Origin of the sequence: Amycolatopsis sp. NPDC051371, from assembly GCF_040682155.1 — a bacterium.
Taxonomy (GTDB): domain Bacteria; phylum Actinomycetota; class Actinomycetes; order Mycobacteriales; family Pseudonocardiaceae; genus Amycolatopsis.
The window spans coordinates 74892-98621 of the sequence record NZ_JBFBAG010000008.1 but is presented as its reverse complement, the minus strand read 5'-3'; the positions used below and the strand labels follow the sequence as shown (position 1 = coordinate 98621).

Below are 23730 nucleotides of genomic sequence, written 5' to 3'. Positions count from 1 at the left end.
GATCACACTTTCGTGACGGTCAGAGCGGTGTGTCGACCCAAGTCAGGCAGTGCCACCCGCCGTCCGGACGCGCATCCAGCTCGACCAGCCCGGTGTTCGGGATCAGCGCCGCGTTGGCGATGTCCGCGTGAACGTTCGGTGCCAGCCACTCGGCGGACAGCCGGATCGCGCCACCGTGGCTGACCAGCGCGATCACGCCGTCCGGGTCGGCCTGCTCGTGCTTGGCGCGCAGCCGGCCGACCGCGTCGAGCATGCGGGTGCGCACGCTCGTGCCGCTCTCGCCGCCGGGCAGCGACGCCGTCAGTTCGCCGAGCGTCCACCGCTTCACGACGTCCATGTAGGTCCGGATCGACCCGTGGTCGGTCGCCCCTTCGAGATCACCCGCGACGACTTCGTGGACGCCGTCGACGACCTGGACGTCCAGGTCGAACTGCTCGGCCAGCGGCGCCGCCGTCTGCTGCGCCCGGGTCGCCTGCGACGCGTAGACCGCGACGATCGGCTCCCCCGACAGCCGGAACGCGAGGTCGACGGCCTGGGTACGGCCGAGGTCGGTCAGCGGCGGGCCGGGCAGGGCGGTGTCGAGCGCGCCACGGACGTTCCCGTCGGTCTGCCCGTGGCGGATGAGCAGCAGCCTCACGCCAGGTCCCCCTTGCGGACCGCGTCGGCCCACACGGCGGCGTCGACGAAGTCGTCGTTGCCGGCCCCGGGCTGGATCGTCGTGCGCGTCCCGTCGGCGCGCGGGTGCGAGCCGAGGAACCGCAGGTTGCGGCAGTGGCGGCGCAACGCCGTCAGTGCGTCGAGGATCCGCGGCTCGGCCACGTGGCCCTCGAAGTCGATGAAGAAGCGGTACTCGCCGAAGTTGCTGCGCGTCGGGCGGGCGTCGAGCCGGGTCAGGTTGATCCCCCGGTCGGCCAGCGCGGTGAGCAGCTCGGCGAGCGTGCCGGTGCGGTTCACGGCCGCGGCGACCACGGACGTCCGGTCGGCGCCCGTCGGCTCCGGCAGCTCACCCGGCGGGCGAACCAGCAGGAACCGCGTCGCGGCGTCGCTGACGTCGCCGACCTCGGTGGCCAGTACCTCGAGGTCGTAGTGCTCGACGGCGACCGGCGCGCAGACCGCGGCGTCGAAGTGGCCCTCGAGCACGCCGACCGCGGCCGCCGACGTCGACGACGACGCCACCGGGTGCGCACCCGGCAGGTTCGCCTCCAGCCACTCGCGGACCTGGGCCAGCGCGTGCGGGTGGCTGGCGACGGTCTTGATGTCCCCGCCGCCGCGCCGCGTCAGCACGCTGAAGTGGACCGGCAGGATGTGTTCGGCGACGGCGACCAGCGGGGTCGACTCGCTGAGCGCGTCGAGCGTGGTGGGCACCACGCCCTCGACCGAGTTCTCGATGGGGACGCACGCGGCGTCCGCCTCGCCCTCGCGGACGGCCGTCATCGCCAGCCGGACGGTCTCGACCGGAATCAGCTCTTCGCCGCCGGCGAGAGCCCGCGCGGCCTGTTCGGTGAAGGTCCCCTGGGGGCCGAAGTATGCGATCCGTGACACAACACCCAGGTTACGGGGCAGCACCGTGGCGACTTTCACTCGGACAGCCGGTACCAGAACCGGTTACGCCGGGTGGCATTTTTTGCGATGCTAGGGATGTGACCGCCGACTCGGGCACGCACACCGGCCGCGAGGGCACGCACCCGCCGATCTCCCCTCGCACCCCGGAGCTGGTGCTGTGCGCCGTCGATGAACCACTCGCCACCGCTTGGACCACCGCAGCCGAAAAGGCGACCGGCCGGGTCCGGGTGCACCGCGGGTCGGTCCTCGACGTCGTCGCCCAGGCCGTGGTCAGCCCGGCCAACTCCTACGGCTGGATGCGCGGGGGCATCGACGCCGTCTACGCGCGGGCCTTCCCGGGGGTCGAGCAGAGCGTCCGAAGTGCCGTTTTGGCTTTTCACGGCGGTGAGCTGCCCATCGGCGACGCCGTGATCGTTCCCACCGGCGAGGCCGAACCGGCGTGGCTGATCAGCGCGCCGACGATGCGCGAACCCGGCGAGCGGCTGCCCGCCGACACCGTCCACCCGTACCTCGCGGCACGCGCGGTGTTCCTGCAGTGGCGCGACGGCCGGCTCGACCACGGGCCGGTGCGGGAGCACGTCGACACGATCGCCATGCCCGGGCTCGGCACCGGCGTCGGCGGCGTCGACCCGGCGACGTGCGCGCGTCAGGTCGCGGCGGCGTGGGACGAGGTCTTCCGTAACTCGCGGTGATCAACCGAAACCCGGCGTGGACTACATCACAGCGCGTTCAGCGGCTGTAAGCCCTACCGTTAATCACGCAGGTGAACGTCCGCCAGTGCAGGCGACGGCCGGAGGAGTGTGCGATGACCCGGGTCCGCGAACTCAGCCCCTATGTCGAGCTGCACCGGGAACAGTGGAAAGAACTGCGCAGTTCGACGCCGTTGCCGCTGACCGCGGCGGAGCTGCTGCGGCTGCGCGGGCTCGGCGAGCAGGTCGACCTGGCCGAGGTCGCCGACGTCTACCTCCCGCTTTCCCGCCTGATCAACCTGCAGGTCGCCGCGCGCCAGCGCCTCTACGAAGCGACCACGACGTTCCTCGGTGACGACTCCCGCGGCACGAAGGTCCCGTACGTGATCGGCATCGCCGGGAGCGTGGCGGTCGGCAAGTCGACCACCGCCCGCATCCTGCGCACGCTGCTCGCCCGCTGGCCGGACCACCCCCGCGTCGACCTGGTCACCACCGACGGGTTCCTGCACCCGCGCGCCGAGCTGATGCGGCGCGGGATCATGCACCGCAAGGGCTTCCCCGAGAGCTACGACCGCCGCGCGCTGCTGCGGTTCGTCACCGAGGTCAAGTCGGGCGCCGAGCGCGTCACCGCGCCGGTGTATTCGCACCTGGCCTACGACATCCTGCCCGGCCAGGAGCAGGTGGTGCAGCAGCCGGACATCCTCATCCTGGAGGGCCTGAACGTCCTGCAGCCGGGCCCGCGGCTGATGGTGTCCGACCTCTTCGACTTCTCGATCTACGTCGACGCGCACACCGACGACATCCAGCGCTGGTACATCGAGCGGTTCCTCGAGCTGCGGCACACGGCGTTCGCCGACCCGGCGTCGCACTTCCACCACTTCGCCGGCCTGCCGGACGACGAGGCCCGCGCCGAGGCGCGGCACCTGTGGCGCTCGATCAACGAGCCGAACCTGATGGAGAACATCAAGCCGACCCGCCCGCGGGCCACGCTGGTGCTGCGCAAGGACGCCGACCACACCATCAACCGGGTGCGCCTGCGCAAGCTCTGATCCAGCGAAGTCAGCGGATCGGTGACGCGGCTCGTCACCCACATGCCGGACATTTCCACGCTGGGCGAACGCCCGGGCACTCATCGTTGCGCGTCAGCGACTCTCCGCGCTGGAACCCGGCCGATCGGCCGAGGTGCCGTAACCGGTTGGCCGATACCGGGCGCCTCCTGCGAAAGCGACCCTGAAGGAGTCAGGAAAACGACTCTGAGCTGGGGAGGAGGCCCACGATGTTCACGATGATCCTCACGTGGGTCGGTGCGGTGCTCGGTCTGGCCCTGCTGGTCGCGATGGCCGCCGGAACGTTCGTCGTCGACTTCGACGACCGCCTGCAGGAGCGCCGTCGCAAGGGGAAGCCCGCCGAGCCGGCGAGCCCCCTCCCCTAGACGTCAGAGTTCCGCCAGCGCCTCGACGTAGGCGTCGGCGTCGTATTCGAGCGCTTCCTCGGACTCCAGCAGTGTGCCTTCCAGCGCGTCGATCAGCTGCTCGAAAACCTCATCGCGGTCGAGTTCGCCCTCCTGCAGGCGCTGCACGGCCAGCCACGCCTCGACGGGCTCGTCGTCCCACAGCTGGTCGACGATCGTCGCGCGCAGCACCAGCCGCTGCTCTTCCTCGTCCTCGTCGGCCTCGGCGATGACCAGCGCCCGGCGCTGGTCGGGGTCGGTGGGGTCGAGGTCGACCTCTTCGTCCTCGATCTCCGTGGTCAGCGACGGCACCGCGAACATCCGGCGCTCCAGCGCGTCCGCGAGCTCAGTCGGCGACAGGTCGCCGACGTCGCCGAAGTAGCGCTCCAGCGGCGAGTCGTCCTCGTCGGCGTACTCGCTCAGGTAGTCGGCGACGGCTTCGTCGAGCGCGGCGATCGCCGTCTCGGTGAGCCCGGCGCGCTCCGCCGTCCACTGCACCCAGGCCAGCACGACCGGCTCCACGGCTTCTTCGTGGTCGGCGTCGAGTTCGAGCTCCTCGCCCAGCAGGCCTTCGAGGAACCGCGCGATCTTCTCCGGCCCGACGCGCAGCGGGTTCGCGGGATCGGTCTCCAGGCCGTGCTCCAGCAGCAGGCGCCCGATCGCGCGCGCGGCGCCGGCGTCTTCCCCGCTCGCCGCGACGAACTGCTCGACGACGGCGGCCCGCTCGGTGTCGGACCACTCGGCGACCTCGGGGATGAGCGCGGGTTCCGGCAGCGCGCGCGACCACGTCAGCGCGACCGCGTGGAAGCGCGCGTAGTCCTCGCTGACGTCGGCCTCGTCGAGGTGGTCGGTCGCGGCGAGACCGTCGGAGAGCAGGCGGTGCGCCTCGGCGGGGTCGACGGCCTCCAGCACGACCAGCTCCGGGTCGGCGTCGGACTGCGCCCGCATCTCGGCGAGGACCTCGCCGGGCTGCTCGATGACGACGAGGTCCCGCACCCGGCCGCCCTCGGTGAAGTCGAGCAGGGCGAGCAGGCCGTGCGCCTGGTCGCCGTGGGTGAAGACGCAGAGCAGGGACGACTCGTCGCCGTAGACGTCGCCGGTCCGCCAGCACTCGCCGGCGGTGACCTGGCCCAGATCCGCGGCCCAGGCCGGCGCGGGGATGCCGCGGGCGAGGACGACCTGCAGGCCGGCGTCGGCGGCCTTGCGCTCGACGTCGGTCTCCGCGACGACCTTCAGCGCGGCCAGCAGCGCCGCCGCACCGGGCGTGATCTTGCGCTGCGCGAAGGCGATCAGCTCGAGGCCGAGCGGCTCGTCGCCCTCTTCGAGGGGCACGTCGTGGAACTGGCCGAGGACCTCGGAGGCGAGCAGCTCGACGTCCACCGGCGCGGGGTCGGCGCCCAGCGCCGAGAAGTCGTTCAGGACGTCCTTGAAAAGGCCCGTCACGCTGTGGGTGACGGGCTGCGGTGCCTTCTTGCGGGCGCGACTGACCGGGCTCATGGGTTCATGCTTTCATCGGCCCGGCGAGCTGGTCGCGGTGGCCCTGGCGCGGGTCCCGCCGCCTGCTCGACGGGGAGGCGCCGAGCCGGACGGCGGAACAGGGCCACCGCGACATCGCTGGCCAGAGGCGTCACCGCCTTGGCGGGCCTTCGATGTCCCGGTGCACGTGAAACACCGGTTCACCTCGGTCAACGAGGTGCGCGCGGCGGGGTTACGGCTTTTGGCAAGGCAATGCGCGCGGTGCGGATTTCCGTGATCAGCCGGGTTTTCCGGCGGTGGGTTTCCACCAGGGCGCCGATGTAGGCGGTGAATTCTTCCGGGCTTTCCGAGCGCTTGTGCAAGGTGCGCAACAGCTTCAGCCGGCGGGCGGCTTCGCGGTAGGCCTGCGGGTCCTTGCGCTCGATGAGCTCTTCGACGTGCTCGCGGAAGACCGGGATCGTCTCGGCCGGGTGCTCCGCGGCGCGCTGCTCGGCCAGTTCGAGCGTCAGCTCCGGCGACGCCCCGAACCGCACGCAGGCGCGCCAGGCTTCGTCGGGACGGCCGTCGTCGAGCAGGACGCGGGCCAGCTCGTCGGCGGGCCCGACGCCCTCGGCGGCCAGCTCGCGCAGGCGGGCCAGCGCGGCCCGGCGCTGCGTCGCCCACTTCCCGTCGGCCGTCGCGGCTTCGCGCAGCGCGGCGAACGTCTCGCGGTCCGGCTTGGCGTCGAACTCCTTGCGACGGCGGGAGGTTTCGTCGTCCGGCACCGGTTCCGGCACGTGCCCGTTCTTGTCGTGGGTGAGCGCGCGGGCGGCGTGCGCGATGGCCTCGCCGTGCCGGCCGGCGGCCCGCAGCACCCGGACGATCTTGAGGCTGACGTCACGCCGCGGCGGCTTCGCGGACAGGATCGCGACCAGCTCGTCGACGTCGCCGAGCACCTCGGCCAGCTGTTCCCGCAGCCGTTCGGCGACGTCCCGGCGGTGCCCCGGCCCGCTCGCCGTCAGCATGTCGTCCACAGTGGACTTGATCCGGCGCAGGCCGGGCTCGCCCAGCGCCGTCGCGAAGTCGGCGAGGTCGATCGACGGGCGGCCCGGGCCGTCGAACTCGACCTCGAGGATCCAGTCGGCCAGCTTCTCCGGGTCCGGCGGCCGGGCGGCGCACGCGCGGGCGTACAGCGCCACGGCGCGGTCCAGCCGGTCGCCGAGGTCGCCGGCGTGGTCGCCGGACTGCTCGAACACCTCGCTGATGTCGTCCACCGTGCGGCGGGCCAGCGGGGCCAGGTCGGCGCGGCTGCCGGCGTCGAGCATCCGCTGCAGCGTGTCGAGGACCGCCCCGACCTTCGCGGTGTACTCGCCGTTCTCGTCGGTCACCGCGGTGTCGAGCAGCCGGTGCGCTTCGCTGACGTCACCGGATTGGGTGGCGGCGCGCAGTTCGAGTGAATGCCGCAACTCAGGGTCACGCTCGGCCTGGGCGTGCAGCAGGTCCGCCAGCGTCTCCGCGTCCAAAGTGCGCAGGTAGGGGCGAAGATCCGAGGGGGGACTCACGCGGACCAGTCTGCCCGAGCCGGGCAAGCGCGCGTGTGGGCCAACCGCGTGCTCTTTTCGGCGTAATCAGTGACTTTGCGTGAGGCCTTCATGGGCGCCGCAAGTCGTCGAGCACGGCTTTCATCGGCCACGGTTCCGGGACGCGCGGCCGTCGTGACCGTGCGTGGCGGGGTCGCGGGATGGCCGCGTGCATGGTCGGCACCATGATCGGGACGACCGGCACCGGCACGCGCGCGACGAGCCGCCGCACGACGACCAGCAGGAGCCCGGCGCACAGCAGCAGGGCCGCGCTCGCGGCGATCGCGCCGGCCAGCGTGCGGCGGCCGTCGTCGAGGGTGAGCTGCACGGCGTACTGGCTCTGCTGCGCGTACAGGGAGCCGAGCTGCTGGGAGACGGTGTAGGCGGCGCTGCGCCACGTCGATTCGGGGACGGGCAACGGTTCGGCGGCCGCGAGCGCGTCCTCGACGGCGGCGAGCCTGCTCCAATCGGCGCTACGGGTGAGCGACTCGTACGCGATACGGCCACTTTCGGTGAGCTGCGGCGCGATCCGGTCCAGTTCGGCCCGGTAGGCGGCCACGGCCTCGGTGAACGGCCGCCGCGTCACGCCGTCGATCCCCGCCAGGGCGAGGGAATCGGAGCGGTCCATGCCTTCGGCGACGGAAAGCAGCTCGACGGCGGTGGTCTGCTGGTACGCGGATTCGGCGTCGGGCGCGCGGCGGGTGTAGTCGCGCAGACCGGCGATGGCGGTGTCGATCCGCTGGGTGAAATTCGCGTACGCGGCAGTCCGTTGGTCGGGCGCGGACATCGCTTCGCTGCGCTGCCCCTGCAGGGCGACGACGACGCGGGCGGTCCGGCCCGCGACCTCCGCCGCGTCCAGGGCGCTGTCACGCGTCCGGTTCGCTTGGTGGACCAGGAAGAACGCGATCACGACGGCCACGACGACGAGCGCACCGCCGGGCACGAACGCGATGCACAGCATGCGTCCGCGGACGGATCGCAGGTACTTCAAGACGTTCCTTTCCGTGCTTCAAGCCCCGCAAGCATCCCGACCAAGTTCAACCTATTGAGTGAGAGATTCACCGGTCAACGGCAGTCCGCCATACGGCCGTTAGCGCACCGTGACCACCGAGGACAATCGCCGGGTGACCTTCGACGACGTGACCCAGCGCCTCCGCGACTTCGCGGCGGCCCGCGCCTGGGAGCCGTACCACACCCCGAAGAACCTCGTGATGGCGTTGTCCGGCGAGGTCGGCGAACTGACCTCGCTGTTCCAGTGGCTGACGCCGGAGGAGTCCGACGCGTGGCGCGAGGATCCGGCGCTGGAAGCGAACGTCCTGGACGAGATCGCGGACGTCACGCTGTACCTGCTCCAGCTGGCCGACCGCCTGGGCGTCGACCTGACGGCCGCGGCGCACGCGAAGATCGACCGCAACGAGGTCAGGTTCCCACCGCCGGCGGCGAGCTAGCCCCAGAAGATCCCGTTCGGGTTGCGCTCGATCTCGGCCAGCAGGAGCGTCGGCGAGCTCGCGACGGGAGCGTCCGGGTAGGTCAGCCACCGCCCGTTCCGATCGGACCAGCGCACCGACCAGATCCCGAACTCGTCGAGCCGCAGCTGCGCGACCTTCTGTTCGGTCCACTCGGGCCCGGCCTGCGGCGACCAAGGCGCGCGGCATTCGACGATGGTGACCGCCCGGCCCCGCGTCCGGCATTCGACGCGAACCTGGTCGCGCAGGTGCTCGGGGACGCGCTGCGAGCACCACCGCTCGATCTGCCGGAGCGCGAGTTCCGGAATTCCCGCCATGGTCACAGTGAACCCGAGCCCGCGCGCGGCCGCCTCCCCACCCCCGGCTCGAGCAGCGCGACGACGTCCGCGTAGGTCTGGCCGGGTTCACGCCCATCGGTGGGCACGACCACGCAGTCCGGCCGCTGCGGGAGGTAGGCGGTGAGCTGGTCGTGGATCCGCTCGACCAGAGCGGTCCCGCCACGTTCGCCGAGGACGTCGTCGATCCCGCGGGTGGCGGCGTCGCCGTTCGCGGCCCGATCGGCGAACCTCGCCCCGGCGACGGCTTTGTCGGCGGTCAGGAGGATCTCCCGGTACTCGGCATCGCAGCGTTTCGCGGCGTCTTCGAAAGCCTCGATGTCGACCACGCGGGTGGCGAGCTGCGGCATGACGACGTCGTGCCCGGTCCGCAGGTGCGTCTCGGCCATGGCGAGGGTGAGCAACTGCGCGGCCTTGAAGGTCTCGAAGAAGGTGTCCCGCCACCCGCCGATGAGGCAGACGACCCGATCAGTGTCGAGGTCGAGCACCCCCGGATGCCGCTCGGCGTAGGTCCGCGCGATCGTCGACTTCCCGATCCCGGAGGGCCCGTTCAGGTGGATCAGTCTCGGCACCGGACCGACCGTACCAGCAGCAAGTCACCGCACACGCTTGCCGAACCACCCGTTCGGCGCCATTGATTCACCCGCGGAGGTTGCTGAAACTGGTCTGATGGACAGGGGATACTCGGATTCCTTCGGCGCCAAGATCAGCCGGCAAGCGTTGGCTGAGCTGAGAGCGAAAGGATTCACCCGGAGGTTCAGCGAAAATGATCAGTTGTTCATGGAACACGATTGTTCGGGAAGTGTCTTCCTTGTCGAGTCCGGCCTCGTCAAGGTGTACGTGACAGCAGGCAACGGCAAGGAGTTGATCCTGGGCATCTACGGGCGTGGCGAACTGCTCTGCGAGCTCAGCGCCATGGACCGGCGACCACGTTCGGCCAGCGGGCGAGGTCGCGCGAGCGGAACGGTCACGGAGATTCCGGGCACCGAGTTCCGGGCGTTCATCGGCCGCCATCCGGCAGCGATGCAGCACGTCCTGAGGACCGTGCAGATCCGACTGCACCGGGCCGACCAGGAACGACTCTCCTATCTTTCCGACGGAGTGCGAATACGAGTTGTCCGCAAGCTGCTGAACTGGGCCGATCAGTATGGCAGGCAAAGAGTCGGCGGCGTCGCAATCGCCGGGTTCTCGCGGCGCGATCTCGCGCAGAGCGTCGCGGCCTCGGAGAAGACGATCGACGACATCCTGTCGGCGTTGACCGCTGAGGGCACCGTGGCCACCGACAAGAAGTGGTTCCTGCTCCGTGACGTCGAGGGGTTGAGGAAGTCCACCGAGGACTGACCTCGAGCACGCCGCCGATCACTTGTCTCCCGGATTTCCGGTGGTGGTCCACCGTGGGTATACCGAAGACTTCCCCCACCGACGAGGAGAGGTGGCTGGATGAGCGAGATGCCCACGACGCGCGCACTGTTCGGGTTCGACGTCATCGGTTCGTCGAGCAACGACGACGATCAGCTCGACGACGTCCGGCAGGCGGCAGACGAGCTGGTGGCCGAGGCGTTCGACCACACCGGCGTCGACGCGGGCGCACGAGTCAACTACTCGGGGACGGGGGATGGCTACCTGGCGGCGTTCCCCGAGTCGAGCCTGCCGGCACTCATCGACGCCGCGCACTTCCTCCACGGCCGCTTGTACATGCGGAACCGCCGCTCGCTCCCGGCGATCCGGTTGCGGCTGGCCGTCCACACGGCGCCGATCCACGTGGTGGACGGCGACAGCTTCCAGCGTCCGATGATCGAATTGGCCCGCCTCCTGGACGCGGCCGCCGTGAAAGACATCGTCCGGCGCCTGGCCGATCGGCGACCGGTCACCGTCGTCACAGTTCTCTCGGCGCAGGCCTTTCGCTCGGCCGTCCAGGCCGGCCACACCAGCCGGCTGGTCAAACACGACTTCAGCCCGCTCGTGATCGCCAACAAGGAGTTCGAGGAAACCTCTTGGGTCTGGGTCCCCGGCGTGGTCCTCGACAGCCTGCCTCCCCTCACTCCGCCCGACCCGCAACCTGAACCGGCCGAGCCCACTCTCGCCGGCGGTACCCAGGTGATCAACGGCGGAGTGCAGGGAACCGGTTTCATCGGCACGAACTCCGGCCCGATCGTCAACAACTACGTCGGCCGGAAACGCCCATGACCGCGGTAGCCGAAAAGGAGCCGGTCGAGAGCACAGCGCCGGAACCGGAAGCTCAGGAGACTCCGGCACCCGCACCGGAAAAACCGGTTCTGACGAACAACGGCATCTACGCCGAGCACTTCCACGCCGGCGAGGAACCTGACGACGAAAAGGAGGTCAAGACCGGTCTCGTCTACGGACCGGTCGCGGATTCGCTGGTCGAGCAGGCAGTGTCGGCGTTCTGCGTTCCGGGAGGCTACGGCCAAGCCAGCCGGATCCTGGCCGAACACCGGCTGGTGCTCCTGTGCGGCCGCTCGAGCGGCCGGAGCCTGGCCGGAGCCCGGCTGCTGATCGACGCGAACCTGTACGACCTCAGGCGGCTTGACCCGACCCGCGGCGCCCGGGAGCTCCTCGACCTGAAACAGAGCGGCGATACGGCCGGCTACCTCTGGAACGACGTCAATGCGGACGAGTGGTGCGGTGAGCTCGATTACCACGTCCTCGGCCAGCTGGCCCACTCGCTCGTCGAGCTCGACGCCTACCTGGTGGTCACCTTCGCCAACGAGGACATCGACCTCGAACGCGCCCGGCCCTACGTCGCCGAGCTGACGCCGGCCGAGCCGGCCGAAATGGTCAGAGCCCACTTGCGGGCCAACGGCCACCCGATCGACCTGGTGAAGACCTTGGACCGGGACGACGACCTCACGGACTGCGCACCGTGGCGCGCGTCCGAGATCGCCCGTCTGCTGGGTGCGATGGCCGACGGCCAGTTCTCGGAAGACGACGTCAAGGCGACCATCCGCCGCCGCGGTGACGAGGATGTGGCCGCGTGGTTCGCCGACAACGAAGACATACCCGCTCGGGCCCTGGCCATCACCGTGGCCCTGATGGAGGGCAGCGGCTACAACGACGTCGCGGCTGCGGCGAAGAAACTCGAAGACATCCTCAGCAACCCCGAGAACGACGAGCTCTGGCCGTATCTGCCACCGGACCTCTTCGAGGAAACCCGCGCCGAACGACTCCGCCGGATTCGTGCCCGACTCCAACCTCCGGAGAGCTGGCAGCGGATCGACGGCGAGCTGGTCAAGTTCTCCAGACCGGGCTGGGGCGCGAGGTTGCTCGCGTACGTCTGGAAAGAGTATGAGCGCATCCGACCTGCGCTCCAGCCCTGGATGGGCGACCTGGACGACGAGCTCCCCCGACTGTCCGATCGACACAACGCTGCCATGAGCCGGTTCGGCAAGATGCTCGCGAAAGCTGCCGAGCCGGATCCGTTCAGCTGGGTGCGCCCGTGGGTGACCGGGTCGAGGTTCCAGCAGTCGACGGCTGCGTTGATCCTGAGCGGCCTGTGCGAGAACAGCGGCTACGTGCAGAACGTCAAGAACCGGGTGAACTCGTGGACGCGACACACGGTCGATGAGAAGTTCCGTTTCACTGCCGCCTTGGTCTGCCGCAACACCTTCGGGCAATGTCACCCCGAGTTCGCGTTGAACCAGCTCAGGAAGTTGACGAGGGAATGTGACAGAAGCCTGAAGCGTGAGATCATCCGGTCGTTGAAGTCGATGCTGGATGAACCCAGCAACCGAGGTCTGGTGCTCAGCACCCTGCCCGTCTGGATCCTCCATGGCGGCGCCACGCAACAGGACATCGCGATCCGCGCCGCGATGCATGCACTCTGCCTGGAGACGGGTGGACCATTGCAGTTCAGGGACCAGGAAACCGTGGCCGTCAGGCTCCTGTTCACCGTCCTGCTCGAGCAGCCACGCCATCGCGAGCTGGTTTTCTTCGGTCTGGCGAAGTGGGCCATGCTGGCCGGCACTCGCACCGACCTGCGAAGAGACGTGAATCGGGTGCTGAAAGTGCTACTGAACGCACCCGACGAAATCCTCGTACGACGTTTCTCGTACTTCCTGCGGAGATTCTTCGACGAAAACCGCAAGGGCACCGAGTCGCTCTCCGAACTGACCGCAGAAGTCCTGGAGGAGTTGTCCGATGAGTGAAGATACCGAGAGCGTCGCGTGGCGAGGCGTGCGCCGCTGCGCCCGCCCGACCAGGAGCATCCTCCGGCACCAGTTGCGCAAGCGCGGGACCACTGTGCTGATCGCCGAGTGCGACGACGGCCACTGGGCCTCCAGCCATCTCCAGCTCGGGGCCACCACGCAGGTCCAGAAGCTCGGCGTCGGCCTGGCGAAGAGCATCCTGCGACTGTACGAAGTCGACGTGTCCAGCAGCACTTCGACGTTCCGAAGCGTGTTCGAGACGGAGCAGGAAGGCGCGATCGTCGAGGGCATCGTCACCGTCCGCTGGCGGATCACCGACCCGGTGGCGCTGATCAAGCAACCGAAGGTGGACCACGTCGACGCCATCCGCGTCGACATGGAGGACATCCTGCGTCCGCTGGTGCGCAAGACCACCCTCGACGAGGTCGAGAAGCTGGCTGTCAAGGTCGACGAACTGCTCGAAGCCATGCGACCTCTGACCGGCGGGACAGTCTCATGGGGTGAGGTCGATTCGCTGTTCCGGCTCACCGGGGAAGGCGCGCTCCACCGCTACTCCTTGGAGGAGATCCGCCGAGCCCGCATCGTCGATCGTGAACGCCGCGACATGGACCGGGAGCGGATCAAGTTCTACGCCGACGTGATCGATTCCGGCAAGGTGAGTCTGCTCGCGATGATGCTGAGCAACGACACATCGTCGGTCCGTGACGTGCTCAGCCAAATCCACCTGTACGACATCCCGATCGGGCGATCCGTGCTCGACGCCGACGACCCGTTCCGCAACGCGGTCGGCCGGATGATGAGCGAAGCGGACGACTTCGACCTCCACGAAATGCGGTTGGCCTGGCTTTCCAGCCTGACCGGCCGGAGCCGCGAGAGTGAGCTCAACAGGTTGCGGGACTCGCTCGGTGAAACCCTCGGTACCGAAGCCATCACCTTGCACAACGGCCACAAGCCCTAGCCGATCGGTCGGACCGACCGGTGATCTAACCTGGGCCGATGACCACCGCCGACGAGCTGCTCGGCAGGCTCGCCGCCCTAAGCGCTGAAGAGCTGGCCAAACTGCTGGCCCACCGGCCGGACGTGCTGCACGAACCGTGGCCGCGGCGGCTCGATGTCGTCGCGGCGCGGCTCGCTTCCGCGCAGTCCGTGAACGATGCCGTCTTCGGGTTGTCGTTGCCGCAGGTGCAGGTCGTGGGCGCCGTCCAGCTGTGTCACGCGCTCGGGCGGCGGCCGGTGCCGGTCGGTGAAGTCGCGAAGCTCCTCGGCACGACGCCCGAAACAATCGAGTCCTTTGTGGACGAACTTGCCGAGCGCGCCTTGCTGTGGCACGACCCCGACGGCATCAGGCTCCCGGAACTCCTGCACAAGAAGAACTTCAGCGCCGAAGGACTCGGTCAGCCCGTCGCCGAGCTGCTCGGGGAGATCGGCCGGAGCCGCGCGGCGCGCCTGTCCCATGCTCTCGGGCTGCGCGAAGGTCTCAAGCAACTCGTCCATTTCTTCCGCGACGGCGACCGCGTGCGCGAGCTGTTCGGCACCGCCCCCGAGCCGACCCGGAAACTGTTGCAGGACATGGCCGACGGTGTCCCCGAGGCCGAGGGCGTGCTGCCCTTCCACACCGCGGACGGCTGGGCGTTCGAGCACGGCTTCCTGTTCGCCACCTACTACGGCAGCGCGGTCATGCCGATCGAGGTGTCGCTCGCCCTGCGCGGCCCGGACCACCAGCTGCCGTTCACGCCCGCCGAACCCGAGTACGCCGTCACGCACATCGGCGCCGAATCGGCCGAGGCCACGTCGTCGGCCGCCGCGCTGCGGCTGCTCGATCGCGTTTCGGCCGTCCTCGATCGTGCCGGCGCGGAGCCGTTCCCGCTGCTCAAGGACGGCACGATCGGCGCGCGGCTCGTCAAGAAGGTCGCCAAGGACACCGGCGCGACGCCCGCGGAGATCGAGCTGGCCATCGACCTCGCGGCGCAGGCCGGGCTGCTGATCGCCGACGAGCCGCCGGCGCCGCGCCGCGGCCAGAAGGCGCCGCCGCCCACGCTGGCGCCGGACCCCGACCTCGCGCGGCCCGCGTCCGGGCTGCTCTACCGCCTGCTGCTGACGACCTGGTGGGAGCCGGCGCAGCCGGAGTACGAGACCGACGTCGACGCGCTGGCGCGACGCCTGGTCGTGCGGGTGCTGGCGCGGCTCGAGCCCGGCGCCGCGATCGCCGACGTCGACGCGCTGACCCGGCTCGCGGAGTGGCACGCGCCGATGCTGCCGATCGAGGACTTCGCCGGCTACCTGCGGGACGCGCTGGACACGGCCGAGCTCCTCGGCGTCGTCGCGCACGGCGCCGTCACCGCGACCGGCCGCGCCCTCTTCGAAGGAACCGGCCTCGTCGAAGTCACCGACGAGCTGGTCGCCCGCGCGCGGACGACGGCGTTGTTCGGCACCGACCTGACCGCGATCGTGCCCGGGTCGCCGGACGCCCGGCTCGCCGCGTCGCTCGACCGCGTCGCCGACCGCGAGGCCCAGGGCACCGCGACCAGCTGGCGGTTCTCCCCCGCGAGCGTCCGGCGGGCGTTCGACCAGGGTTCGACGGCCGCCGAGCTGCTCGACGAGCTGGGTGCGATCGCCGCGGGCGAGCTGCCGCAGCCGCTGGTCTACCTGGTCAACGACGTCGCGCGGCGCCACGGCGAGGCGCAGGTGCACGACGTCGCGAGCGTCGTCGTCGGCGAACCCGCCGTGCTCGCCGAGCTGGCCGCGCACCGCAAGCTCGCGAAACTCGGCCTGCGGGCGGTGGCGCCGACCGTCCTGACGTCCGCAGTGGACGCTTCCGGCACGCTCGACGCGTTGCGGAGCGCCGGCTACGCGCCGACCCACCACGCCGCCGACGGCACCATCGTGCTGCCCGCCCGCGAAGCCGAAGCGGCCGAGCCCCGGGCCGTCGTCCGCGACGCCGGACCCGGCGACCGGCCGCCCGATCCCCTCGACCACGCCGAGCGGCTGCTCGCGGCGCCGGCGAGCGGCCCGAACCTGCTGCGCGGACAGCTCGCGCGGGCGATGAGCGACCGCTACGCCGGACGTCTCACGCCGAAGCAGCAGCAACTCTGCTGGCAGCTCGAAGCCGGAATCCCGGCGGACGTCGTCTACCAAGCGGACGACGGGCCCGTCCGGCTGGTGATCGCGTACCCGGAGCTCGACGGCGACGTCCTGGACGTCTGGTCGCTCGGCGACCGCGCGTACCGGCGGCTCGAGCTGGCGCGGATAGATCTGGGTCAGGCCTCGACGCCGGTGAGCCGCGCGTAGACCACGACGTTGTCGAGGTAGTTGCCGCTCGCCCGGTCGAACTCCCCGCCGCAGGTGATGAGCCGCAGTTCGGGGTCGGCCGTGTCGCCGTAGACCCGGTCCGTCGGGAACTCCGCCTTGGCGTAGTGGTCGACGCGGTAGACGGTGAAGACCGCCGTCCGGCCGTCGGCGCGGCCGACCCTCGCCTGCTCGCCCGCGCGCAGCTCCTTGAGCCGGGAGAAGGCGCCGGGGACGTGCTTGTAGTCGACGTGCGCGGCCAGCACCGCCGGTCCGACCTCGCCGGGCGACGGCGCGCCGGTGAACCAGCCGACCGTCGTGGCGTCGCCGGGGACCTCGAGCTCACCGCCCGACGTCAGCCCGAGGTCCTTGATCCCGTCGGCCCGCACGCCGATCGCCGGGATGGTCAGGGAGGCCGGTTTCGCCGCCGGGAGCCCGTCGCCGGACGGCGTGGTGGTGGCCGGCGGCGCGATCTCGACAGGCGTGGCGGACGGCGGGGCGACCTGGTCCGGCGGGTGCGGCGAGAAGGCGAGGATGAAGGCCACCACCAGGACCGCGCCGAGCGCGGCGACGACCGCCGTGACCGCCGGCCACAGGCGCGGGTGCCTCAACTCGTGCGCCGGCGCAGGTAGAGCACCATGCCGCCGGACGCCGTCGCGGCGAGCAGCGCGCCGCTCAGCACCAGGAACGCGGGCGCGCCTTCGTCCGGCTCACCGCCGCCGGTGGCGACGCCACCGACCGGCTTCACCTTCACCTGGCTGCCCGTCGTGGACTTCTTGGTGGAGGTGGATTTCGGGGCGGTGTGGGACTTCGTCGTGGTCGACGGCCGCTCGGCCGTCGGCGTGGACGTGTTCTGCTTCGGACGGTGCGGCAGGGACTCGCACGCGACTCCGTCGTGATTGGAATCGAGGTTGTTCGGGTCACCCGGCGTTGCGTCGAGAACCGCCTGCGCCTCTTCCTGGTACTGGAAGTTCTTGCAGTTCAGGTCGGCCGCGAGCGGCGTCGCGAGCTGCGCGGAGGCGAGGGAAACAGGGCCGAGGAGAGCGAGCCCGGCGACGGCCGCGGCCGTCGTCAGGGCACGACGAAACAAGGACACCGGAAGGTCCTTTCAGGAAGAATCGGGGTGATTGCGTGGTAACTATCGCGGCTGCGGCGAGCCTGTTACGAAACGTTCCCGAATTCCCGAAACGCCAGCGGCCCACCAAAATCCGGCCGGCTGGTGATTCTTCCCCCTTTGCCGTTGACCTGCGGAATCAGCGCCAAGAATGCGTACCGGCTGGTTTGTTACGAGATCCGCGGTCACACTTTGGGGGTAATTGTCCGGACTCGGCCGGTGTGACGTGCGGACCAGCCGGCACCGCGGCGCGCTCGCACCCCGTAACCTGGGGATATGCCGATCCAGGTACTGCTCGTCGACGACCACGAACTGGTCCGCCGCGGGCTTCGCGACCTCCTCGGCGACGAGCCCGACATCGAGGTCGTCGCCGAAGCGAGCAGTGTCGAAGAGGCGCTGGCGGTCGCGATGCACGTCGAACCGGAGGTCGCGGTGGTCGACGTGCGGCTCGGCGACGGCGACGGCATCACGCTCTGCCGCGAACTGCGGTCCAAGCCGAACCCGCCGGCCTGCCTGATGCTGACCGCGTTCGACGACGAAGAAGCGATGGTCGGCGCGATCATGGCCGGCGCCGCGGGTTACCTGCTGAAACAGGTGCGGGGGCAGGACGTCGTGTACGCGGTCCGCGAGGTCGCGGCCGGGCGGTCGCTGCTGGACCCGGTGAGCACCGCGCGGGTGCTGGACAAGATGCGCCACCCGCCGACGGACGAGCTGGCGACGCTGACCGAGCGCGAGCGTGACGTGCTCGAGCTGATCGGCCAGGGCCTGTCGAACCGCGAGATCGCCGAGCGGCTGTTCCTCGCCGAGAAGACGGTCAAGAACTACGTCACGTCGGTGCTGGCGAAGCTCGGTATGCAACGCCGGACGCAGGCCGCCGCCTGGATCGCGCGCCGGGAGAAGTAACTCCGCGCAGCTTTCTCGTCCGCAAGCCGCCGTTCGCTGCGTACTTTTCACCGGTTGTCACGGTCCGCCATGTCGATCAGCGGTTTCGTCCTGCCAGTTTCACTCGAACGTGAGTCGAATAGGTGTTCGATCAGCCGGTACGATCTTCAGTGAGGGCGAGGAAGGGAGGCGGGATGACCCGAGAAGGGTAGATCGCGATCAGGCAAGTGGGAGATCGAACGCGACGAGCGTGCCGAGGCTGGGCGAGGAGTTCAGGAAGAACTTGCCGCCGGCGGCATCCGCGCGTTCGGCCAGATGACGCAGGCCACGGGTGGCGACGCCTTGGGGGACGCCGGAACCGTTGTCCCGGACGCGGAGTTTCACGCCGCCGGAGTCCCTGGTCAAGGTCACGCGGGTCTCGCTCGCGCCGGAGTGTCTGACCACATTGGACAGAGCTTCGCGCAGGGCGGCCCGGATGTGGTCGGCGCTTTCCGCGGGGATGTCGGCGAATTCGCCCGACAGCTCCAGGGTCGGCGGGTACCCGAGTAACTCGCCGGCGATGCGGACCTCGCCGCGCGCCGACTCGGCGAGGTCGGTGGGCGTGCCGGTGTCGTGGCGAGGCTCGGGCGACCTGAGCGCGCGCACGGTGCCCCGGATTTCCTCGATGGTCTGGTCAAGCTGGTCGATGGCGTCCGAAAGCCGCGCGCCGTCGGCTTGGGCGAACCGCTTGCGCATGTTGCGCCGAACCCGGTCGAGCTGCATCCCGGAGCCGTAGAGCCGCTGGACGATGACGTCGTGGAGTTCGCGGGCGATCCGCTCCCGCTCCTCGTAGAGAGCGACGCGGTGGCGAGCGTTGGCGCCTTCGGCGAGCGCGAGGACGACCCCGGCCTGGGCGGCGAAGGCGACGAGCATCTCGACGGTCCCGGCGGAGAACGGCTCGCGCCCCCGCTTCCGGTAGACGGTCAGCGCACCGAGCACACGCCCGCCGGAGCCGAACGGCGCGGCGGCGAAGGGTCCGTAGCCATGGAGTTCGGCGGGGACGTAGGGCGCGGTCCGCGGGTCGACGGTGAAGTCGGCGCTGGCGACGGGCTCGCCGCCTCGGGCGACCCGTCCGGCAGCGGAGTCCGCGGGGAGGGCAAGGCCGCGCAGGGCCTCCCCGGCGCTTGCTGCGTCCGGTCCGCCGGCCGCGCCCCAGGGCGGTGTGAGTTCGTCGGCCGTTGGGTGGGCGGTGGCGTAGTGGGCTGCCTCGACCACCACTCGGCCGTCTTCGGCGCTGACCATGGCCAGGCCCAGGTCCGCGTCAGCGAGTTCGGCCGCCCGGGCCACGACCGTGTCCAGCACCGCTCCCGGGTCGTCGCCGGACAGGGCGGTGCTCGTGATCTCGGTGGCGGCGGACAGCGCCCGCGCGGCAAGCGTCGGATCCATGAGTTCCGTCATTATCGCGCGGCGCTGCGGTGGCGCGCCAAGCACGCTCCGGGAATCGATCACGGCACCGGCACCCGCGTCACGACCCGGCCGTCGCGAACCTCCAGGACCACGTCCGCGCCGTCGGCTTCTTCCGCTCGGTGGGTCACGTGCACGACCGTGCGGCCCGCCAGCGCTTCACGCAGGTGCGCCCGCACGACCTGGGCCGTCGGGTCGTCGAGGTGGGCGGTCGGCTCGTCGAGCAGCACGAGACCCGCCGACGGCGCCCCGAGCAATGCCCGCGCCAGCGCGACGCGCTGCGCCTGGCCGCCCGACAGTCCGCTGCCGCCGCTGCCCAGCACCGTCGACGGGTCGAGGTCGGCGAGCGCGGCCTGCCGCAACGCCTCGCGCAGGTCGTCCGGCGTCGCCGTCGGCTGCGCGAGACGGAGGTTCTCGGCCACCGTGGTGCCCGCGAGCATCGGCTCCTGCGGTGCCCATGCGACCCGCGCCGGGACGGCGACCACACCGCGCCGGGGAACGAGGAAGCCCAGCAGCGCGGCAACGAGAGTCGACTTGCCGGCACCGCTCGGGCCCACCACCGCGACGTACGTCCCCGGCGCGAGGTCGAGGTCGACGTCGCGCAGGACCGCTGGTCCGCCCGGCCACCCGAGATCGGCATCTCGCAGCACCACGCGGTTGCCGTCTCCCTGCTGCGCGGGAACCGGCGCAGGTGTGTCGGTCAGCCGCCTGCGGGCCCACTGCAGCGTGTCCCAGTGCTGGGCCGCCGGGGGGAGCAGCGCCAGGACCTCCGCCAGCGCCAGGGGCACCAACGCCAGCAGCGGCGCGAGCACGGCGTCGAGACTTCCCGCCGCGACCGCCTGGGCGGCCAGCGCCGTGCTGACCACCGCGCCCGCTCCGCAGGCCAGCGTGATCAGCGCTTCCGCCGCGCCCACGCCGAACGCCTGGCGGCGCGCCTGCCCGACCAGGCGAGTGTCCGCCTCCGTCAGCGCGCGGCGGTGGGCACGGTCCTTGCCGAACGCCAGCAGCTCCGCCGCCGCCTCGAACAGCACCAGGACTCGCGATGCCACCTCGCGACGGCCGTCCGCCAGGACCGTCGTCGCGCGGCGTTCGGCGCGCATCGCCACCCACGGCGCGCACAGCCCGACCGCCACCGCCGCCGCGAGCGCCAGGCCGGCCGCGGGCAGGACCCACGTCTGCACGGCGATCGCCCCCGCCGCGACCAGCGCCACCACCAGCGGCGGCGACACCACCCGCGGCAGCAGGTCGCGGACCGTGTCGACGTCGGCGACCAGGCGACGCTGTCCTTCCCCGGCGCGCAAGCCGGCAGCGGGACCGAGCCCGACGAGCGAGTTCCACAGCCGCACCCGGAGGCGGCCGGCGATGCGGAACGCCGCGTCGTGCGTGACCAGCCGTTCACCGTACCTCAGCCCCGCACGGCCCAGGCCGAACGCGCGGACGCCGACCACCGCGACCGTCAGGGTCAGGATCGGCGGCTGCTGCGACGCCTTCGCGATCAGCCAGCCCGACGTCGCCGTCAGCGCCACCCCGGCCAGCAGCGCGAGCGCCCCCAGCGCCGCGCCGCCGAAGAGCCGGCCGTCGAGCAAGGCGCGCCACGGCAGCGGCGGCCGAGGACTGTCTACTGTGGACTCTTCAGCAGGCGGCGGGACGTCGGTCGGTAAATCGACGGCGGCCGTGTGCTCGTGAGCCGCGATGATCGCCGCGGCGCCGCCGTCGACCGCTCGCTGGACCGCGTCGAGCACCAGCCGGGCACTGGCCTCGTCGAGGTGGGCAGTCGGCTCGTCGAGGAGGAGCAGCCAGGCGCCGTCTCGCACTCGTTGAAGCGCCCGGGCGACCGCGACGCGCTGCCGTTGCCCCAGCGAAAGCCGAGCCACCGGCCGGTCGGCGAGCCCGGTCAGGCCCAGTTCGCCGAGCAAGGAGTCGGAGCCGATCTCCTCGCGGACCGTGCCACCGGTGAAGACCGGCAACTGCGGCACCCACGCGACCTGCTCGCGCCAGCGCGTGAGATCGACGTCGGCGAGGTTCGCCGTGCCGACCGTGATGGCGCCGTCGTGGGCCGGGACGAACCCGAGCAGCGCCGAGAGCGTCGTCGACTTGCCGCCGCCGCTCGGGGCGCGGAGCCAGACCGTCTCGCCCGGGCGGACCGTGAACGTCTCGCCGTCCGGCGCGAACCCGCCGCGTCGCGCCACCCGCAGGGAAGACACCCGAAGTGAGCCGCGCGCAGGGATCGCGGTGCCGCGAGCAGGCGCCGGCACCGCCAGCAGATCGGCGACGCGCCGGACCGCTTCGACGCCGTCCTCGCTGGCGTGAAACGCGGCGCCGACGGCGCGCAGCGGCTGGTAGCACTCCGGCGCGAGGATGAGCACGCCGAGCCCGATGGCCAGCGGCAGGTTCCCGCCGGCGAGCCGGACACCGATCACCACGGCGACCAGCGCGACCGACAGCGTCGCGATCAGTTCGAGCACGAACGCCGAGGAGAACGCGACCTTCAACGTCTTGAGCGTCGCGCGGCGGTGGCGTTCGGACAGCTGCCGGACCGTCTCGCCCTGCGCGGCGGCGCGGCGGAACGCGGTCAGCACCGGCAGCACGCGCACGAGTTCCAGGAGCCGTTCGGACATCCGGTGCGTTGCGTCGGTCGCCCCGGCGACGCGCTCGGCCGTGTACTTGCCGACGAGGATCGCGAACACCGGGAGCAGCGGCACGGTGAGCGCAACGATCACGCCGGACGGCCAGTCGGCGAAGAGGATCGCCGCGCCGGCGCCGAGCGGCACGACCGCCGCCGTCACCAGCGCGGGCAGGTACTCGCGGAAGTACGCGTCGAGCGCGTCGAGGCCGCGGGTCGTCAACGCCGTCAGCTCGCCGTGGCCGCGGCGGGCGATCCACTCGGGGCCGAGGCGCAGCGCGTGGTCGACGGCCTTCGCGCGCAGTTCGCGGTGCGCGGTCGCGGCGGCGCGGGCGGAGACCGTGCGCACCGCCCAGCCGGTCAACGCGCGCGTCACGACGAGCGCGAGCAGCGCGGCCAGCTGGGCGGTGCGTCCCCCGGACCCTGCTCCGACGATCGCCGCGAGGACGTCGGCGAGCAGGAATGCCTGGGCCACCAGCGCGAGGGCGTTGAGGAAGGCGAGGAAACCCACCAGGGCCAGCGCCCGGCGCACGGCCGGCACGAGGGCCGGCAATGCGCCGAGCGGGCCCTTTCCCGGCCGCACTGAGTCCACTGTGGACTCCGAGGCGAGAAGGGTTGCGCGGCCGGGAAGATTCGTCATGGCGCGTGGACCGCCGGGATGTGCTGGGTGCCGATGCGCTTGCGGAACACCCAGTACGTCCAGCCCTGATAGATCAACACGGCGGGAGCGCCGAAGGCGGCGACCCAGGTCATGACGGTCAGCGTGTACGGGCTCGACGCGGCGCCTTCGACGGTCAGCGTGTTGGCGGCGTCGAGCGTCGAGGGCAGCACGTCCGGGAAGAGCGCCCCGAACATCGTGACGGCGGCCCCGGCGATGACGACGCCGAGCGCGGCGAAGGCCTGGCCGTCGCGGTCCGCGCGCAGCCGCAGCCAGGCGACCACCGCGGCGACGGCGCTGATCCCGAACGCGAGCAGCGTCCACAGCGTGCCCGAGCGCCACTGGACGACCGACAGGAACGCGACGATCGGCATCATGGCGACCGGCAGGAGCCTGAGCGCCAGGGTGCGCGCCCGTTCCCGCAGGTCACCGCTGGTTTTCAGGGCCAGAAACGCGGCGCCGTGCGTGAGCGAGAAGGCGACGATCCCGGCCGCGCCGAGCAGGGTGTCCCAGCGGAAGGCGGCGAACGCGGAGCCGACGCGATTGCCTTCGGCGTCGAGGGGCAGGCCGAGGACGGTGGTGGCGAGGATGAGACCGACGCCCAGCGGCGCGACCCACGAGCCGATCATGATCACGCGGTCCCACGTGCGCCGCCAGCGCTCGGAGTCGACCTTGCCGCGGTATTCGAACGCGACGCCGCGGCCGATGAGGGCGAGCAGCACGATCAGGAGCGGCAGGTAGGCGGCCGAGAAGAGGTCGGCGTACCAGGCGGGGAAGGCCGCGAACATCGCGCCGCCGGCGACGATGAGCCAGACCTCGTTGCCGTCCCAGACGGGCCCGATGGTGTTGACCATGACGCGGCGCTCGGTGTTGTCGCGCGCGAGGACGGGCAGCAGCATGCCGACGCCGAAGTCGAAGCCTTCGAGGAAGAGGTAGCCGAGCCAGAAGAAGGCGATGACGACGAACCAGATCGTGGCGAGGGTCATCGGGTCACTCCTCGAGCGTGGTCGCCGTGAGTTAT

General features: G+C 70.9%; 22 protein-coding genes. 10 read left to right on the top strand and 12 right to left on the bottom strand.

Features of this window, described 5'->3' with window-relative positions:
• Window positions 1-19: 19 nt before the first annotated feature.
• Window positions 20-637 (bottom strand): histidine phosphatase family protein, encoded by a 618-nt coding sequence (locus AB0M59_RS12820; protein WP_364613185.1) that lies wholly within the window; start codon window positions 635-637, stop codon window positions 20-22.
• Window positions 634-1542, bottom strand: a complete 909-nt coding sequence (gene pheA / locus AB0M59_RS12815) for a prephenate dehydratase (protein WP_364613182.1) — start codon at window positions 1540-1542, stop codon at window positions 634-636. The genes AB0M59_RS12820 and pheA overlap by 4 nt, the downstream gene beginning before the upstream one ends.
• A 98-nt stretch (window positions 1543-1640) precedes the next feature.
• On the opposite strand from pheA, the gene AB0M59_RS12810 reads away from it, so the two are divergent.
• The 3 genes from AB0M59_RS12810 (at window position 1641) to AB0M59_RS12800 (ending at window position 3684) form a co-directional block, all read left to right on the top strand.
• Complete coding sequence (locus AB0M59_RS12810) at window positions 1641-2255, top strand: macro domain-containing protein (protein WP_364613179.1); 615 nt, start codon at window positions 1641-1643, stop codon at window positions 2253-2255.
• A 113-nt stretch (window positions 2256-2368) separates the two neighbouring features.
• The gene (coaA, locus tag AB0M59_RS12805; protein ID WP_364381911.1) at window positions 2369-3301 is read left to right on the top strand and encodes a type I pantothenate kinase; all 933 of its coding nucleotides are present in this window, start codon (window positions 2369-2371) and stop codon (window positions 3299-3301) included.
• 227 nt (window positions 3302-3528) lie between these two features.
• The gene (locus AB0M59_RS12800; RefSeq protein ID WP_364613176.1) at window positions 3529-3684 is read left to right on the top strand and encodes a hypothetical protein; all 156 of its coding nucleotides are present in this window, start codon (window positions 3529-3531) and stop codon (window positions 3682-3684) included.
• 3 nt (window positions 3685-3687) lie between these two features.
• On the opposite strand, the gene AB0M59_RS12795 is transcribed toward AB0M59_RS12800, so the two are convergent.
• The 3 genes from AB0M59_RS12795 to AB0M59_RS12785 all read right to left on the bottom strand — a co-directional run bounded on the left by AB0M59_RS12795 (window position 3688) and on the right by AB0M59_RS12785 (window position 7728).
• Window positions 3688-5199, bottom strand: a complete 1512-nt coding sequence (locus AB0M59_RS12795) for a hypothetical protein (protein WP_364613173.1) — start codon at window positions 5197-5199, stop codon at window positions 3688-3690.
• A 188-nt stretch (window positions 5200-5387) separates the two neighbouring features.
• Window positions 5388-6719, bottom strand: coding sequence for a hypothetical protein (locus AB0M59_RS12790; RefSeq protein WP_364613171.1), 1332 nt, complete (start codon window positions 6717-6719; stop codon window positions 5388-5390).
• An 88-nt stretch (window positions 6720-6807) separates the two neighbouring features.
• On the bottom strand, window positions 6808-7728 hold the full coding sequence (locus tag AB0M59_RS12785; protein ID WP_364613168.1) for a nitrate- and nitrite sensing domain-containing protein: 921 nt from the start codon (window positions 7726-7728) through the stop codon (window positions 6808-6810).
• Between the two features lie 133 nt (window positions 7729-7861).
• Between AB0M59_RS12785 and AB0M59_RS12780 the strand changes: the two genes are divergently transcribed.
• The gene (locus AB0M59_RS12780) at window positions 7862-8185 is read left to right on the top strand and encodes a nucleotide pyrophosphohydrolase (protein ID WP_364613165.1); all 324 of its coding nucleotides are present in this window, start codon (window positions 7862-7864) and stop codon (window positions 8183-8185) included.
• Here AB0M59_RS12780 and AB0M59_RS12775 read toward each other — a convergent pair.
• Together AB0M59_RS12775 and AB0M59_RS12770 are read right to left on the bottom strand one after the other, a co-directional pair.
• Window positions 8182-8520 (bottom strand): DUF3024 domain-containing protein, encoded by a 339-nt coding sequence (locus AB0M59_RS12775; protein WP_364613162.1) that lies wholly within the window; start codon window positions 8518-8520, stop codon window positions 8182-8184. The genes AB0M59_RS12780 and AB0M59_RS12775 overlap by 4 nt on opposite strands.
• A gap of 2 nt (window positions 8521-8522) precedes the next feature.
• On the bottom strand, window positions 8523-9110 hold the full coding sequence (locus tag AB0M59_RS12770; RefSeq protein ID WP_364613159.1) for an AAA family ATPase: 588 nt from the start codon (window positions 9108-9110) through the stop codon (window positions 8523-8525).
• 37 nt (window positions 9111-9147) lie between these two features.
• Between AB0M59_RS12770 and AB0M59_RS12765 the strand changes: the two genes are divergently transcribed.
• The 5 genes from AB0M59_RS12765 (at window position 9148) to AB0M59_RS12745 (ending at window position 15992) form a co-directional block, all read left to right on the top strand.
• Window positions 9148-9879 (top strand): Crp/Fnr family transcriptional regulator, encoded by a 732-nt coding sequence (locus AB0M59_RS12765; RefSeq protein ID WP_364613156.1) that lies wholly within the window; start codon window positions 9148-9150, stop codon window positions 9877-9879.
• Between the two features lie 99 nt (window positions 9880-9978).
• On the top strand, window positions 9979-10725 hold the full coding sequence (locus tag AB0M59_RS12760) for a hypothetical protein (RefSeq protein ID WP_364613153.1): 747 nt from the start codon (window positions 9979-9981) through the stop codon (window positions 10723-10725).
• Window positions 10722-12704: a hypothetical protein gene (locus tag AB0M59_RS12755; protein ID WP_364613150.1), complete on the top strand. Its 1983-nt coding sequence runs from the start codon at window positions 10722-10724 to the stop codon at window positions 12702-12704. The genes AB0M59_RS12760 and AB0M59_RS12755 overlap by 4 nt, the downstream gene beginning before the upstream one ends.
• The gene (locus tag AB0M59_RS12750; RefSeq protein ID WP_364613147.1) at window positions 12697-13662 is read left to right on the top strand and encodes a hypothetical protein; all 966 of its coding nucleotides are present in this window, start codon (window positions 12697-12699) and stop codon (window positions 13660-13662) included. The genes AB0M59_RS12755 and AB0M59_RS12750 overlap by 8 nt, the downstream gene beginning before the upstream one ends.
• A 38-nt stretch (window positions 13663-13700) precedes the next feature.
• Window positions 13701-15992, top strand: coding sequence for a helicase-associated domain-containing protein (locus AB0M59_RS12745; protein WP_364613144.1), 2292 nt, complete (start codon window positions 13701-13703; stop codon window positions 15990-15992).
• On the opposite strand, the gene AB0M59_RS12740 is transcribed toward AB0M59_RS12745, so the two are convergent.
• Window positions 15962-16600, bottom strand: a complete 639-nt coding sequence (locus AB0M59_RS12740; RefSeq protein WP_364613141.1) for a class F sortase — start codon at window positions 16598-16600, stop codon at window positions 15962-15964. The two genes, AB0M59_RS12745 and AB0M59_RS12740, sit on opposite strands and share 31 nt — an antisense overlap.
• Window positions 16597-17085 carry an excalibur calcium-binding domain-containing protein gene (locus AB0M59_RS12735; protein ID WP_364613138.1) on the bottom strand — a complete coding sequence of 163 codons (489 nt, stop codon included), beginning with the start codon at window positions 17083-17085 and terminating at the stop codon, window positions 16597-16599. The genes AB0M59_RS12740 and AB0M59_RS12735 overlap by 4 nt, the downstream gene beginning before the upstream one ends.
• A 294-nt stretch (window positions 17086-17379) precedes the next feature.
• Here AB0M59_RS12735 and AB0M59_RS12730 point away from each other — a divergent pair, with 294 nt between their 5' ends.
• The gene (locus tag AB0M59_RS12730) at window positions 17380-18006 is read left to right on the top strand and encodes a response regulator transcription factor (protein WP_364613136.1); all 627 of its coding nucleotides are present in this window, start codon (window positions 17380-17382) and stop codon (window positions 18004-18006) included.
• Between the two features lie 198 nt (window positions 18007-18204).
• On the opposite strand, the gene AB0M59_RS12725 is transcribed toward AB0M59_RS12730, so the two are convergent.
• From AB0M59_RS12725 to cydB, 3 genes are read right to left on the bottom strand one after another with little or no spacing between them, the layout of a single operon-like run.
• Complete coding sequence (locus tag AB0M59_RS12725) at window positions 18205-19410, bottom strand: GAF domain-containing protein (protein WP_364613134.1); 1206 nt, start codon at window positions 19408-19410, stop codon at window positions 18205-18207.
• A gap of 59 nt (window positions 19411-19469) precedes the next feature.
• On the bottom strand, window positions 19470-22691 hold the full coding sequence (gene cydD / locus AB0M59_RS12720) for a thiol reductant ABC exporter subunit CydD (protein WP_364613132.1): 3222 nt from the start codon (window positions 22689-22691) through the stop codon (window positions 19470-19472).
• Complete coding sequence (gene cydB / locus AB0M59_RS12715) at window positions 22688-23695, bottom strand: cytochrome d ubiquinol oxidase subunit II (RefSeq protein WP_364613130.1); 1008 nt, start codon at window positions 23693-23695, stop codon at window positions 22688-22690. Before cydB ends, cydD begins: the two co-directional genes overlap by 4 nt.
• Between the last annotated feature and the right edge of the window lie 35 nt (window positions 23696-23730).